Raw genomic sequence first — 14,847 nt, 5'->3', positions numbered from 1 at the left:
CCGGCGCTTTTTTGCTTCATTTCACTGATGACGAAGGAACTGCGATGAACGCCGATCTGATTCTGTTCAATGGTCAATTTCATACCGTAGACCGCGAAAAGCCCCTCGCCAGCGCCGTGGCGATCAAGGGCGGCCGCTTCGTCGCGGTCGGCACCGACGCCGAAGCCATGGCCCTGCGCGGCTCGGGCACCCAGGTGATCGACCTCAAGGGTCGCTGTGTCATCCCTGGCCTCAACGACTCGCACCTGCACCTGATCCGTGGCGGTTTGAACTACAACCTCGAACTGCGCTGGGAAGGCGTGCCGTCCCTGGCTGATGCGTTGCGCATGCTCAAGGAGCAAGCCGACCGCACACCAACGCCGCAATGGGTACGGGTAGTCGGTGGCTGGAACGAATTCCAGTTTGCCGAGAAGCGCATGCCGACCCTGGAAGAGCTCAACCAGGCGGCGCCGGACACCCCGGTGTTCGTGCTGCATTTGTACGACCGCGCCTTGCTCAACCGCGCTGCATTGCGGGTTGCCGGTTACACCCGCGACACGCCGAACCCGCCGGGTGGCGAAATCGTGCGTGATGCCAACGGCAATCCGACCGGCATGTTGGTCGCAAGGCCGAACGCGATGATCCTCTACTCGACCCTGGCCAAGGGGCCGAAGCTGCCGCTGGAATATCAGGTCAACTCGACCCGCCAGTTCATGCGTGAGCTCAACCGCCTCGGTCTGACCAGCGCGATCGATGCCGGCGGTGGTTTCCAGAATTACCCGGACGATTACCAGGTGATCGAGCAGTTGGCGAAAGATGATCAACTGACCGTGCGTATCGCCTACAACCTGTTTACCCAGAAGCCGAAAGAAGAGCTGACCGATTTCCAGAACTGGACTGGCAGCGTCAAGTTGCACCAGGGCGACGACTACCTGCGGCACAACGGCGCCGGCGAGATGCTGGTGTTCTCGGCGGCGGACTTCGAGGACTTCCTCGAACCGCGTCCGGACCTGCCGCAGACCATGGAGCAGGAGCTGGAGCCGGTGGTTCGCCACCTGGTGGAACAGCGCTGGCCGTTCCGTTTGCACGCCACTTACAACGAATCGATCAGCCGCATGCTCGACGTGTTCGAGAAGGTCAACCGCGACATTCCGTTCAACGGCCTGCCATGGTTCTTCGACCACGCTGAAACCATCACCCCACAGAACATCGAGCGGGTAAGGGCGCTGGGCGGTGGCATTGCGATCCAGGACCGCATGGCGTTCCAGGGTGAATATTTTGTCGACCGCTACGGCAAGCAGGCTGCCGAATCTACGCCACCGATCAAGCGCATGCTGGCCGAGGGTGTACCGGTCGGCGCCGGCACCGATGCCACGCGAGTGTCCAGCTACAATCCATGGACCTCGCTGTACTGGATGGTCAGCGGCCGTACCGTCGGTGGTCTGGCGCTGTATGAGGAAGGTTTGCCGCGCACCACTGCACTGGAACTGTTCACCCACGGCAGCGCCTGGTTCTCGTCGGAACAAGGCAAGAAAGGCCAGATCAAGGTCGGGCAACTGGCGGACCTGGTAGCACTGAGCGCGGACTTCTTCAGCGTCGAGGAAGAAGCGATCAAGTGGATCGAGTCGGTATTGACCGTGGTCGGCGGCAAGGTGGTGTACGCCGCCGGCGACTTCGAAAAACTCGGACCTGTCAGCCTGCCGGTGCTGCCGGACTGGTCGCCGGTGGCGAAGGTTCCGGGACACTGGCGGCCGAACGCGCCGATGCAGGCGCAGGTGCACCAGTGCAGCGGCCCGTGCGCCGTGCATACCCACAGCCATGAGAAGGCCCGTATGTCGAACGTGCCGGTGAGTGACTTCGCCGGTTTCTGGGGCGCCTTCGGCTGTTCCTGCTTCGCGTTCTGAGTCTTGCAACAAAAGCGTCGGCCATGTGTGGTCGACGCTTCACTCACCACCCTCCGAGGAGTTTCACATGAGCAACGTTCCTTACAAACGTCTGAACAAAGATGACGCCGTTGTGCTGCTGGTCGATCACCAGACCGGCCTGATCTCTCTGGTGCAGGATTTCTCGCCCAACGAATTCAAGAACAACGTGCTGGCCCTGGGCGACATCGCCAAATTCTTCAACCTGCCGACCATCCTCACCACCAGTTTCGACGCAGGCCCGAACGGCCCGATCGTGCCTGAACTGCGCGAGCAATTCCCGGACGCGCCGTTCATTCAGCGTCCAGGCCAGATCAACGCCTGGGACAACGAAGACTTCGTCAAAGCCATCAAGGCCACCGGTCGCAAGCAACTGATCATCGCTGGCGTGGTGACTGACGTCTGCGTGGCGTTCCCAACCCTGTCGGCCATTGCCGAAGGCTTTGAAGTATTCGTGGTAACCGACTCTTCCGGTACCTTCAACACCACCGTGCAACAAGCGGCGTGGGCACGCATGTCGGCGGCGGGTGCACACCTGCTGAACTGGTTCGCCGTGGCCTGCGAGCTGCAAGGCGACTGGCGCAACGACATGGAAGGCCTGGCCAACCTGTTGTCCCAGCGTCTGCCGAACTACCGCAACCTGATCAACAGCTACACCAAGTTCACTGCCAAGTAAGGCATTGAAGAAAAATGCCCGCGATGTGCGGGCATTTTTTTGTACTGCTCGAATGTCCTCTGCATCAGCGCTTCTGCAACCATCCCAGAAACCCACCTTTCCTGATCGGCACCGGTTTGGCCATCAACGCCAGCCGACTGTTTTGCTGGCGCACCGCCTGCAACTTGTTCAACGCCCGGCCCACTTCGCTGCGTTGTTCCATGCACTGGCGGGTCAGGTTCTTGTCCAGACGGTAGATGATCGAAGATGTCAGCGCGGTGAACGTTGCCTGCGACGGCGTATCGGCCAGGATGCTCTGTTCGCCCATGACTTCGCTTGGCCCCATGCGACCGGCCTCGGTGAAACCATTGCCGTCCGGCACGCTGGCGCTGACGACGCCAGTGGCGATCACGAACAGGCTGTCCGGCACTTCAGCCAGATCCAGCACCACCTCACCGGCGGCGTATTGTTGCGCGACCATCGATTCGGCGAGGCGGTCGCGTTCCTCATGGCTCAGCGAGCGGAAAATCTTCACTTCATCGAGCAGTGCGCGGGCGCGGGTCGAGGGCTCGATCACGCCGTCGGGGTGTCGCGAGATGCCGGCCGCTTCCAGATGGCGATGGGCGAGGTCGAACAGTTGATTGCGCACGTCGCTCTTTTTGCCCAGTTCGGCGATGAACCCGCTGGCCACGTATTCGGACATCTCTTCGCCAGCCTCTTTGAGCACCGCTTTTGGCGCGGGCGAGAGCAACAGACTGCTGCTGCCTTGCAGCGTGCGGTCGAGGGCGTCGAGCACCCGGCGTGGGCGGATGTGGTTCGCCACCTTGATGCTGATCGACACCCCGTGCAGGTTGTTCGGGCGGCTGAGGTTGACGATCTTGGCCTTGGCCGCCACCGAGTTCGGCACCACGGCCATCGTGCCGGCGCTGCTCAACAGGTGCGTGGCGCGCCAGTTAATGTCCAGCACTTTGCCTTCGACGCCATCGATCACCACAAAGTCGTCCACCTGATAGGGTTTGGTGGTGTTGAGCACAATGCCGGAGAACACGTCAGCCAACGTACTTTGCAGCGCCAGACCGACCACGATGGCGAACACGCCGGAAGTCGCCAGCAGACCCTTGACCGGCAGATCGAGCACATAACCGGCGGCCGCGACGATAGAGGCCAGAAACACCAGCGCACCGATCACGTCCTGCAGCAAACGGCCGCTGTGACCTATGCGACGCATCAGCACCAGACCGAACACCTCGGTGAGCACTCGTGCGGCGTACAACCACCAGATAATCCCCAGCGCCGTTGCACCGAGTTGCGCCACCGGGTCATCGGCAACCAACGGTGTCTGCAACGGGCTGACGCCAGCGTTGATAATCAGCGCGCTGAACGCCAGAAACAGCACCAGCCGCACACCGACCTTTGGCGCGCGATGCTTGAACGGGACGAGGTGCCAGAGCAGGGCGTCGAGCACCAGCAGCAGGGCGCTCCAAGGCAACAGGTGGGCAGAGAAAAGGCTCATGGATTGCACTCCAGCGGGCACAAAAAAACTCGCCACACCCTGAGGTGTGGCGAGAGGTTGGGCTTAGTTCAGATGCGTCTTGAGCTCAGCCGCGGCCTGACGTACCGCCGCTTTGACTTCCGGAATCTGATTCAGCGGATTGAGCAGGCCAAAGTCATGAATCATCCCGTTGTAGCGCACCGAGGTCACCGGCACACCGGCCGCATCGAGGTGGCGGGCGTAGCCTTCGCCTTCGTCACGCAGCACGTCGAATTCGGCGGTCTGCACCAGTGCCGCAGGCAGGCCCTTGAGTTGTTCGGCGCTGGCATTCAGCGGCGAGGCATGGATCTGCGCACGCTCGGCCGGGTTGGTGGTGTAGTTGTCCCAGAACCACTGCATCATCCCTTTGGTGAGGAAGTGCCCTTCGGCGAATTGCTGGTACGAGCCGTCGTCGAACTGTGCGTTGGTCACCGGCCACATCAACAGCTGGAAGCGCAGGGCAGGGGTTTTCTGTTCCTTGGCCATCAGCGCCACGACTGCCGCCATGTTGCCGCCGACGCTGTTGCCGGCCACCGCCAGTCGCTTGCCGTCGACACCGATCTCTTTGCCATGCTCGGCCACCCATTTGGTCGCGGTGTAGGCCTGGTTGATGGCGGTCGGGTAGTGCGCTTCGGGCGACGGCGTGTAGTCGACGTATACCGCGACTGCGCCGGAGCCCACCACCAGGTCACGGATCAGGCGTTGGTGAGTCGGGAAGTCGCCCAATACCCAGCCGCCACCGTGGAAGAACATGAACACCGGCAACTCGCCCTTGACCTTGGCCGGACGCACCACTTTCAGGTTGATGGTCTGGCCGTCGACCTTGATCGCCTTGTCGCTGACTTCAACACCCGACAGATCTACCTTCACCGAAGCCTGGGCACCGGTCAGCACCGCGCGGGCGTCTTTCGGGCTCAGTTGTTCCAGCGGTTTGCCACCGCCGGCGGCGAGGGCATCGAGGAAGGCCTGGGTGTTGTGTTCGACACCGGGGCTGCCGGCGGCGAATGCGTTGCCGATGGACAGGGCGAGGACGGAAGTGGCGAGGGTTTTCTTGATGTTCATGTGCAAATCCTTTTTAAATCGTTTGAGTTTTTATGCCTTGGGATCGGGCTGCTGTGGCGCTGGGGTTCAGGCCTCAGCAACACCGTGAGCACAGATTAATAAGATGTCTGAAAGCGAAAAAGCGGCTATAAAGCGATTAACTGTCAACCAGAGAGTGACAATGAACCCGTTCGAAGACATGCGTATTTTTTGCCAGGTCATGGACTCCGGCAGCTTCACGGCGGCGGCCGATCAGTTGGGCCTGTCCAAGCAGTTCGTCAGCCGTCGGCTGATGCAACTCGAAGAGCGCCTCGGTGTGCGCCTGCTCAATCGCTCCACCCGACGGCTGGACGTCACCCCGCTGGGGCAGAGTTATTACGAATCGGCCCTGCGCCTGCTCAGTGAAGTCGAGCAAGTGGAGCAGGGCATCGCCGGCCAGACCATCGAGCCTCGCGGGACCATTCGCCTGAGTGCACCGTTGTCGTTTGCCGTGGCGCATTTGGGCTGCTTGCTGCCAGTATTTTTGCAGCGTTATCGCGACGTCACCGTCGAGGTCGACCTGAGTGATCGGCCGGTGGACTTGCTCGGTGAGGGATACGATTTGGCCTTGCGCATCGGCGTGCTGGAAGACTCGACACTGATCGCCCGGCGCATTGCCGTCATCGAGCGGGTGTACTGCGCCAGCCCGGCGTATCTGGCCGAACGTGGCACGCCGCTTGAACCCGAGGAGTTGCACAGCCACGATTGCCTGCCGTACGGCCATGGCCGCCAGGTGCAATGGCGGTTCGAAGGGCGGGGCAAACCGCTGACCGTCAATGTCACCGGGCGGATGCGGGTCAACAACGGTGAACTGCTCAAGGACGCGGCCATCGCCGGCATGGGCATCACGTACTTGCCGACCTTCATCGTCGATTCGGCCCTGGAGGACGGTCGGCTGGTGCCGGTGCTGGATGATTTCCGCCCCGAGCCGCTGACCTTATCGGCGGTCTACCCGCAGCACCGTCAGGCCTCGCGACCGGTGCAGGCGTTGATCGAGTTCTTGCGTGAGCGGTTGAATCAACAATAAGGGGTTAGTAGCGGTATCGTTGATTACAAGATCGCAACAAACCCCTGATGTGGTTTTTCCTGACGCTGATCTAGACTCGTGCCGGTCAATCAAAGGCCCGGAATCTGGAGCGTGCAATGGAAATGCCGACAAAAGAAAAAGCCATCGCCAGCAATCGCGATGCATGGAATGACTCCGCCCAACACCACAAAGACACCCCCGAATGGCAGGCCCGTTTGAGTGCGGTGAGCCATGGCGATTTTTCCTGCCTGGATGACACCCTCACTAGGTTGCTCCAACAGGTCGGTGTCGACGGCAAGGATGTGGTGCAACTGGGCTGTAACAATGGCCGGGAAAGCCTTTCACTGTTTGCGCTGGGGGCCCGCAGCGCAGTGGGCGTCGACCAGTCCGGGGCCTTTCTCGATCAGGCCCGGGAGCTGGCATCCCGTTCGCCTCATCAGCCCGAATTCATCGAGGCTGATATCCATCACCTGCCGACAGAGCTGCACCAACGCTTCGACGTGGCGCTGATCACCATCGGCGTATTGAACTGGATGCCGGACATCGGCGAGTTCTTGCGCCATGCCGCGCAAACCCTCAAGCCCGGCGGCAGCCTGGTGATTTACGAAACCCACCCGTTCCTGGAAATGTTCGACCCCGAGTCAGCCGATCCCTATCGCCCGGACAGCTCGTATTTTCGCAGTGAGCCTTTCGTCCAGGACCAACCGATCGTCTACGAAGGCAAAGTCGAACAGCAGGCCTCGGCGTCCTACTGGTTCGTCCACACCCTGGGCGCGATCTTCACCGGTGCCGTCGAAGCGGGGTTGCAGATATGCCATTTCAAGGAGTACCCGCATTCCAATCGCGAAGAACTCTACGACAAGTATCAGCAGCAAAAGGCGCAGTTGCCGTTGTGTTACACGTTGGTGGCGGTGAAGCGAGCGACGTAGTGCCTGGGGTATTTTCAGAGCGTTGAGTGATTTGCCGCGTGCCCTGGTTGCGCGCAGAGATCAATGCCCAAGGCATGAATGACCTTTAGAACAGTATCAAAACGTGGTTTCGCCCCGGGTGCGAAGGCCTTGTACAGGCTTTCGCGCCCCATTCCGGAATCTTTGGCAATTTGTGTCATGCCGCGAGCCTTTACCACGTAGCCGATAGCACGAAGAAACTCTTCGTTGTCGCCGTCTGCCAATACCTGAGAGAGGTATTCGCTGATGGCTTCGTCACTGTCGAGCAGTGCCGCCATGTCGAAGTTTGTTAGTTTGTGATTCATGCTTCTGGCTCCTCGTTCCTGTGCGAATGTATCTGTTAGCGCAGGCATGAGGAGTCAGTTGGTTCTTTTATGATGGGTGTATTTTTCCCTGAACTGTGTAGGCAACTGACCCCATCGCGGGAAAGCCCTAATGTCAGTCAGTTAAGCCGTAATGCAATCTGTAGCAGCTGGCGAAGCCTGCGTTCGGCTGCTCAGCAGTCGTGAGTCGGACTAACGCGGTCAGCCTGATGCACCACAATCTCTGGTTTTACGACTGCTGCGCAGCCGAACGCAGGCTTCGCCAGCTGCTACAAGGAGTGCGTCGCGGCTGAAATTGTTTAACTGACTGGCATTAGGGCAAGCCCGCTCCCACAGGGAGATGCGGCCAAATGTGGGAGCGGAAGCCAATCACGCCTGCGCCGCCGTCACCGGCCGTTGTTCCGGTTTGCGCAGTGCCGTCAGCCGCGAGCCGGTGTAGTAGGTTTCGCGGAAGAAGCGCCAGCGGCCGAACAGGTCGTAGACGTGGGTGATGCGCCCTTGCTCCTGGTAGTCCATGCGGATGTGCATTTTCATCGCCTGGATGTTGCGGGTATCGCAGACGTCGACGATCTTGTTGCACCCTTTGGCCCGCATCGCGTCCCAGAGCTTGAACTGGGCGTCCATCGACAGGCTGGTGCCGAAGTATTGAGGGATCATTTCACCGCCGAACTCGAAAAACTCACCAGGGTTGATCCGGAACCAGCAGCCGTAATAGTGCCGGTCGAAGTAGTCCCTGGCACTGCCCCAGATGAATCCGATGGCATCACCTTCCTCGTTCACGTACATGTGTCCGGTGTGACCCTCGGCGGCGATTTCGGCCATGGCCTTGACGCGATTGCCGTAGTACTTGGTGAACGCGGTGGCGTTTTCCGGGGTGATGATCACCAGGCGCAGGCCCGAATAGGGCCGCAGATTTTGCGGCGCCACCGGGGTCACCAGGTCGCGCCCCAGCCACAGCAGCTCCCTATGGAAATACACGTAGCGCTTCCAGAGCGACTGGAGCGTGTGGAGCAGGCCTTTTTGTTTGATGCGTTCGCGAATCTTGTCGATGGCGCTCATGAAGTCCTCCGAGGCTGAAGCCTGGGTGTGGTGGGTAACGTTTTCGATGGCGAAAATCAGGATTTCAACGGGTGCAGTTCGGTCGGGTAGTGCGGCTCCTCTTTGGATGCCCTTGGCACCACGGCATAGGACACCCTCGGAACACCCCCGAGACGCTGATCCAGCACAAGGCTCAGCGACTCGCCCGGGTCTAGGTAGGCATCGCCAAAATCGGCGCCGATATGGATCGGATGGACGACGATTTCCAGCAGGCCGTCGATTGGCATCGCCACGGTGCGCAGGTCGACCGGGGTGCAGACGTTCTGGGCGGTCGCTCCGGACAGGCTGTTCAGGCGATGGTTGAGCAACGTCTTGAACACTCGCTTGGGCACGCTCAGGTTACTTCCCAGATCGCGCGCCAGTCGCACGGGCACCCCTTGGCGGGCAGCAAACCGCGCGACGATTTCACCGATGGGCCAGATGTTGTGCACGTGCTGATGGGAATCGAGGTGGCTGGGGTGCAGGCCGTTGTCCAGGCAGCGTTGCCATTGGGCTTCGAGTTCCTCCAGCACCGCGTCGCGATCCAGGCGGTTGAGCCAGAGGCTGTGGCGGGGCAGGCTGAGGTCGAACTCACCCTGGCTGTCGCAAAATGTCGAGCGCGCGCGAATCGACAGGCTCAACGGCCGGCCGTATGTGAGGTTGAAGTGCAGCCCGATCCGCCCCTTGAGCAATGGTTGCCGGGCCAGGACGCAGGCCGCTTCGAAGGCCGGCATGTTGGCCATGGCGGTTGCGGAGCTGATGACTCCAGCGTGGAAGGCACCCAGTATCACCGCATTTTCACTCGGGCTGAGGCCGAAATCGTCAGCGTTGACTATGACTTGGCGAGGCATGGCTGCCCTCTCTTTCTTGTTCGGTGGGTGCAGCGTCTTTGGCGACAATAGGTGCCTGTATAGGTGTAAGCGTAGGAGCAACCAGCGTTGCTGCACGCCTGGCCTGCCACTTTTTTAACCCGGGTTTGATTCGGTGCCAGAGTCGCAGGGCCAGCCCCAGGGCGAGGCCGCTGGGGCGCCAGGAGTAGAAACTCCAGCGCCAGTGCTCCAGTTGGCCGGTCATGCGCTCCAGGAGTTGATGACTGGAGTTTTCCAGGCTGATCCGCGAGGCATCGACCCAGTGCCAGTTGTCGTCCAGCCCCCAGTGGATCCACTCTTCAAGCAGCACACGACCGCTGCCCAGATCAGCGTGTTGCGGCAGGAACGCCAGGTTGTAGTCGTACAGCCGACCCTGTTCCAGCAAGCCGATGCGGTAGCTGATGCAACGCCCGTCCAGTTCCAGCACCACCACCCGCACTAGTCCTTCTTCGGCGAGGGCGGTGAAGGCTTGCTCGATCCATTGCCGGTAGCGGTCATTGGTGAAAATCCCAACGCCTTGAAGGCCTTTCCAGCTCAGCGCTTCGACTTTGCCGAGGGTCCGCAACAGTGGCCTGATGGTGGCGGCGTCGGGGGTTATCCGTCGGATCTCGGCACCGCAAGCCGCGATGCGTTTACGTGCACGGCGCAGTTTGTAGCGGGGGTCGCCGGACACTTCCTGATGGTCGGCCTCGCTGATCAGGTGCACCGGCACCCGACAGCTGAGGCGGCGCTCGCCGGTCGAGCTGTGGGCCATCCAGGTGGTCAGTGCACTTTCTTCGCCGATGGGTTCGCACAATTCATTGAGTTGCAGCATCGCATGGGGCACGCGACGGCGGATGATCACCAGCGCCTTGCGCATGCTCTCGGCATCGAGGCAACTGAGCAGGGCCAGGCGATCGGTGAGGGGGTAACCGAGGTGATGCAGGACTCGAAACGGTAGCCCGCCAAAGCGCTCCACGGACACCACCAGCGGCAGGCACAAGGCCAATTCATCGCCGTGCCAGCCGAGCAGAACGTGCAAGCGTTCCCCGGCAAGCAGTGCCTGTTCCGATGCGCGCAGCCAGGCGAGGGTGTTGAACGGCGTATTGTCCGTCACGCGCCAGCGCAACCCCTCATAAGCGGCTGTTGGAAAGTCCGGAGCGCACAACGACGTGCGCCATTCGAATCGAGCCATCATAGGTTCAGACCGCCGCATAACTCATGGACGTTCATGAGGCGCTCCAGCTCAGGGCGAACAGGGTTTGCCCTGGCAGGTCGAAGCTGACGCGACCGTCCTGACAGTTGAATTTGCCTTCGCGACTGCGGCTGTCGGCACCAAAATACACCAGCGCTCCCTTGGTCAGCGGGCAGGTCGCCCCGGCCAGATCGACACGCTGCAAGCGCGCGCCCTTATTGACGCCCAACAGGCTGCGTTGGTGTTCGGTGGCCATCGCCAGCACGTCGACTTCGAAGGCGTCGTTGTCCAGGCGCATGACGTTTTTCAGCCAGTGCTGCCGGATGAATTGTTGGGCCAGGCCCACCGGTTTGAGCTCGAAACGATCGCCGCCCAGCACCCGCACCATGCCTTTGGGGTAGTTCGGTTCGTCGGCGGCCTGGAACCAGTTGAGCATGTCCAGCAAGCCGTCCTGCGCCGAGTTGATGACCACCGAGGCCCACCACAGCGAAGCGAAATGGGTTTCCTGATCGTAGGGGCTCAGGCTTGAGCCGCTGGACAGGTTGGTCTGGTCCAGCAGCAAGGCCTTGCGTGGCCGGCCCTTGGCATCGAGGCCCACCAGCTGGGCGGCGCGGCGCACGCTGTCGCGGTAGACCCGGGTCGCCAGCAGGTCGCGAACCATCCATTCATGCCAGGCGAGGGCGTCGATCTGCTCGCCGGATTCAGCCAGCAGGCGCCGTGCCCAGTCGATACCGCGCTTGTCGGCAGCATCGTCGGTGAACGGGCCGTTGACGAAGCGTGAACTGGCGGGCATGGCAATGCGAATGCCGGCCTTGGCGTTGGCCGGATCGCTGCGCACTTGCCGGGCCATGCTGTTGAAGATCGCCTGGTAGTTGGCGTAGCTCGAGTAGTTGAGATTCGGCTCGTCGGCGAACGCGATGTAGTGAGTGCCGCCACCACCGAGGGCACGGGTGGCGGCGAGCCAGGCGTCGAGGCCGGCGTTGCTCACGGTGTCGGCGCGCAGATCGGCCTGACGCTGGCTGCCGGCCAACAGCGTAATGTCCTGCGTAATGCCGAAGCGGTTCTGATAGAGCTGGCGGAACGCATCTTCGTGGTGCGGATTTTGCGCCGTGACGTCGACGAAACTGTAGTAGGAACCCGCCTGAGGCTTGAGGGCGTCGAGCGCCGCGAAACTGGATTGCGGCGGCAGCACGTAGGGCAAATAAATGCCCAGGTTCGGGGTCGGGCCGAGCGTCTCTTTATGCAGGGTCAGCCGGGTCTGGCCAGCGTCCTCGCGCAGCGGCTTGAGTTGCTGCGGGTTCTGGGCGAACAGGTTTGCCGTGCCATCGAGCCAGAACGCGACCTTGCCGCTGCCTTGCAGGCGCAGGCGCCAGACTTGTTCGTCCTGGGTGACGGGCAGTTCGAGCTGATCGAATTGCCAATAGGCGCGATAGGGCTTGAGCATCAGCGACACTTGTTTGTTATCACCCACACGCTGCGCCTGCAGGGCGCCGACTCCACCATGAAACTTGCCGGCCAGTACCGCGTGTTCCCCCGGTGCGATTTTGAAATACAGCTCATCGCCGCCACGGGCTTCGGCGCTGAAATGCACCTTGGCCGGGGCGAATAACGCCACGGTGTGTTCGTCATGTTCGACGGTGTAGCGGCGGAAGCTGTAGCCCGGAATTTCCAGTCGATAACTGGCGGCACCCGGCGCCAGCGGCCAGCTCTGCTTGCCGCGTGTTTCACTGGCGGCGATCCGGCGATCACCCTTCAGGTTGCCGTTGCCGTCGAGTAGGTACAGGTGTTCTTCGTTGGCATCGGCCTGCCACGCCGGGACCCACTGGATGGTCAACGTGTCGGGGCGATCCGCTTGCAGGTACAGGCTGCCGTCGCGAATGTCGGTCCAGCGCATGGGCGCCGCCTGAGCACTCAAACCAAGGCCCAGGCTCAACAGCAGCACCAGGGGTTTCATGCTGATTTCCGTTGCAGTATCTGAAGCATCGGTGCCACATCACTGGGCAGGATGATCAGGGTTTGCCAGAAGGGTACGCCGCTCAACCGGCAGTACATCACCAGCAGCGCGACGGTCACCGCCAGGTAGGCGATGGACGATGCCGCCGCAGCACCGACGATGCCATACAGCGGGATCAGCAACAGGTTCAGGGCCAGGTTCAGCAGCGCGCCGAGGCCCACCAGCAGCGAAACCGTGCCGGGTCGATTTTTGCCCAGCAAGTCCAGGCGCAGGATGCTCGCATAGCAAAGACCGAGCAGCCCCGGCAGCAGGGCCAGCAAGGCCGGGTAGGCCGGTTGATAGGCAATGCCGAACAGGGTGACGATCAGCCATTGCCCGATCACGGCCATGGTCAGGCAGGCACCGAGCATCACCGTGGCGGTCAGGCGCAAGGCCAACGGCGTCAGGCGTTCCATGCCTTCGTCCTGTTGCAGCAGGCGTTTCATCAGGGGTGTGGTCACCGCTTCCGGGACGATCAGCAGCAACTCGGCGGCAGCGCTGGCCATGGCGTAATGACCCAATGCCGTACTGCCGAGCAAGGCACCGATGAACAGGTAGTCGGAGCGCAGAATGACTTGCTGGAACAACAAATCGGGATGGCTACGGGCGCTGTAGCGCAACAGTTCTTTCTGGCTGGCGCGGTCCCATTGCAACGTCAGGGGTTGCGCACGGTTGAGCCAGACCCAGCCAGCCAGCACCACCAGGCTGATGCCGGCCAGCCAACTGATCAGCGCCGCTTCCAGCGCGGCGTCTTTCCACATCCAGAACAAGGCGATAAACAGCAGCAGTGGCGCCAGCGACTCCACCAGCCGCAAGGCATTGAACGCCACCACACCGCCCGACGCGTTGTGCAAGGTCAGCAGGCCGCTCTTGAGCACGGTCAACGGCACCGCCAGCAGCAACAGCCAGGCGAGCAATCCCAGTTGTGTGGTGATGTCGAGTTCGCTGCCGAACTCGCGGGTCAGCGCCACCACCAGCAACGTCAGCAAACCCGCCAGCAGGCAACCGAATACCAGCACCTGACTCAGCAGCAAACCCATGGGCCGTTGCTTGGCCGCCTGATAACCCACCGCCGAATTCAGCCCGCCGCTGGTGGCGGCGCTGATCAAATCGGGCAGGGTACTGAGCAGCGCAAACAGGCCGCGCTCGCTGGGCCCCAGAATCCGCGCCAGCAATACGTTACGCAGCAGGCGCAGGCCGATCATCGCCAGTTTGGTGCCCATGCTCAGGGCCAGGTGTTTGAGGTAGTGGCTGCGACTCATGGCCGGGCTCCGCGGTAGATGCGCCACGACAGCAACTCCGGGTTGCGTGCCGTGCGCTGGCTGATGCCGATCCGTGGTAAGGCCAATGGATCTTCGACGCCACGGTAAATCCCGCTGGCGGTGCCCAGGGCAAACGCAAAATCGTGGTCGGCCACATGCTCGCGCACCCGCGCATCGTGGTCGCCATTGGGGTAGCAATAGACCGGCAGCGGCCGGATGCAGCCGTTCAACAGTGCATTGCGGCTGCGGCTCAACTCTTCATCCAGGTGTTGATCGTCAAGCTCGGTGAGTAGCGTGTGGCTGGCGCCGTGAGGGCCAAAGCGGATCAACCCGCTGGCTTCCAGCGCGCGCACTTGATGCCAGTCCAGGGCCTGGGGCAACGACACTTCAGGGCATTGATTGGTGAGCCGGTTCAGTTCGCCCGGCGGCAGGTTTTTCAGGCTTTGCAGAAAATGCAAAAGCGCCAGGCTACGGCGCTGCACATCCAGGTCATCGAGCAGCACCGGTAACGGTCGCCCGATCTGTCGCAGGCATTCAATCAAGTGCGTCCGGGCTTTTTCACCATGGCTGTGCCACAGGGTTTCCCCCAGGCTTTCCCACCAGAAGCGTTGCCGGCTGCCGATGAAATCGGTGGAGAGAAAAATACTCGCCGGCATCTGATACCTTTTCAACAACGGAAAGGCATTCAGCGCGTTGTCGCGCCAGCCATCGTCGAAGGTCAGTGCGACTTTGGGGCGCTCCGACATGGCGGTGCCGGGTTGCAGAATTTCCATCAGCGGCACGCAGTCGAAGTGTTTTTTCAACCAGAGCAGCAGATGGGCAAAGGCCTTCGGCCCCACGCACAGTTCATTTCGATGAGGCAGGTCGGCGGCGCGGTCATTGGGCAGCACCCGGTGCAGCATCAGGATCACCCCGGCACCGTGCAGTTGGTGGCGGCCTACCGGCGAGTTGAGATAGAGCCAGCCACTGGTGCGTTTTAATAATTGTCTGATCGCCATGACGCGGTCC

At 61.5% G+C, this 14,847-nt stretch carries 13 protein-coding genes; 4 read left to right on the top strand and 9 right to left on the bottom strand.

From position 1 onward, the window contains the following. Positions 1–44 precede the first annotated feature (44 nt). Together AC07VO_RS25110 and ycaC are read left to right on the top strand one after the other, a co-directional pair. On the top strand, positions 45–1,883 hold the full coding sequence (locus AC07VO_RS25110; protein ID WP_018925557.1) for an amidohydrolase: 1,839 nt from the start codon (positions 45–47) through the stop codon (positions 1,881–1,883). Positions 1,884–1,950: 67 nt separating this feature from the next. Continuing rightward, on the top strand, positions 1,951–2,577 hold the full coding sequence (gene ycaC, locus AC07VO_RS25105; protein WP_028941293.1) for an isochorismate family cysteine hydrolase YcaC: 627 nt from the start codon (positions 1,951–1,953) through the stop codon (positions 2,575–2,577). A 64-nt stretch (positions 2,578–2,641) separates the two neighbouring features. Here ycaC and AC07VO_RS25100 read toward each other — a convergent pair whose 3' ends face one another. Together AC07VO_RS25100 and AC07VO_RS25095 are read right to left on the bottom strand one after the other, a co-directional pair. Then, positions 2,642–4,069, bottom strand: coding sequence for a mechanosensitive ion channel family protein (locus AC07VO_RS25100; protein WP_086944972.1), 1,428 nt, complete (start codon positions 4,067–4,069; stop codon positions 2,642–2,644). Between the two features lie 63 nt (positions 4,070–4,132). After that, complete coding sequence (locus tag AC07VO_RS25095; protein WP_018925560.1) at positions 4,133–5,149, bottom strand: alpha/beta hydrolase; 1,017 nt, start codon at positions 5,147–5,149, stop codon at positions 4,133–4,135. Positions 5,150–5,309: 160 nt separating this feature from the next. Between AC07VO_RS25095 and AC07VO_RS25090 the strand changes: the two genes are divergently transcribed. Together AC07VO_RS25090 and AC07VO_RS25085 are read left to right on the top strand one after the other, a co-directional pair. Then, positions 5,310–6,194: a LysR family transcriptional regulator gene (locus AC07VO_RS25090; protein WP_086944971.1), complete on the top strand. Its 885-nt coding sequence runs from the start codon at positions 5,310–5,312 to the stop codon at positions 6,192–6,194. 116 nt (positions 6,195–6,310) lie between these two features. Next, positions 6,311–7,123, top strand: coding sequence for a class I SAM-dependent methyltransferase (locus AC07VO_RS25085; RefSeq protein ID WP_086944970.1), 813 nt, complete (start codon positions 6,311–6,313; stop codon positions 7,121–7,123). A gap of 14 nt (positions 7,124–7,137) precedes the next feature. On the opposite strand, the gene AC07VO_RS25080 is transcribed toward AC07VO_RS25085, so the two are convergent. The 7 genes from AC07VO_RS25080 to AC07VO_RS25050 all read right to left on the bottom strand — a co-directional run bounded on the left by AC07VO_RS25080 (position 7,138) and on the right by AC07VO_RS25050 (position 14,837). Continuing rightward, positions 7,138–7,446: an addiction module antidote protein gene (locus AC07VO_RS25080; protein ID WP_086944969.1), complete on the bottom strand. Its 309-nt coding sequence runs from the start codon at positions 7,444–7,446 to the stop codon at positions 7,138–7,140. Positions 7,447–7,833: 387 nt separating this feature from the next. Beyond that, positions 7,834–8,523, bottom strand: coding sequence for an N-acetyltransferase (locus AC07VO_RS25075; protein WP_086944968.1), 690 nt, complete (start codon positions 8,521–8,523; stop codon positions 7,834–7,836). A 56-nt stretch (positions 8,524–8,579) separates the two neighbouring features. Further along, the gene (locus AC07VO_RS25070; RefSeq protein WP_086944967.1) at positions 8,580–9,392 is read right to left on the bottom strand and encodes a ChbG/HpnK family deacetylase; all 813 of its coding nucleotides are present in this window, start codon (positions 9,390–9,392) and stop codon (positions 8,580–8,582) included. Next, on the bottom strand, positions 9,364–10,587 hold the full coding sequence (locus tag AC07VO_RS25065) for a GNAT family N-acetyltransferase (protein ID WP_086945150.1): 1,224 nt from the start codon (positions 10,585–10,587) through the stop codon (positions 9,364–9,366). Before AC07VO_RS25065 ends, AC07VO_RS25070 begins: the two co-directional genes overlap by 29 nt. Positions 10,588–10,618: 31 nt before the next feature. Next, entirely contained in the window at positions 10,619–12,538 is a 1,920-nt protein-coding gene (locus tag AC07VO_RS25060) for a hypothetical protein (protein ID WP_086944966.1), read from the bottom strand. Then, positions 12,535–13,839, bottom strand: coding sequence for an oligosaccharide flippase family protein (locus AC07VO_RS25055; protein WP_064618743.1), 1,305 nt, complete (start codon positions 13,837–13,839; stop codon positions 12,535–12,537). Before AC07VO_RS25055 ends, AC07VO_RS25060 begins: the two co-directional genes overlap by 4 nt. Next, positions 13,836–14,837 (bottom strand): polysaccharide deacetylase family protein, encoded by a 1,002-nt coding sequence (locus tag AC07VO_RS25050; protein ID WP_086944965.1) that lies wholly within the window; start codon positions 14,835–14,837, stop codon positions 13,836–13,838. Before AC07VO_RS25050 ends, AC07VO_RS25055 begins: the two co-directional genes overlap by 4 nt. Positions 14,838–14,847 lie beyond the last annotated feature (10 nt).

It is taken from the genome of Pseudomonas sp. GW821-FHT03E01 (assembly GCF_059420765.1).
Note: the sequence above shows the minus strand (reverse complement) of the source record. Positions and strands in the feature narration are given on the sequence as shown.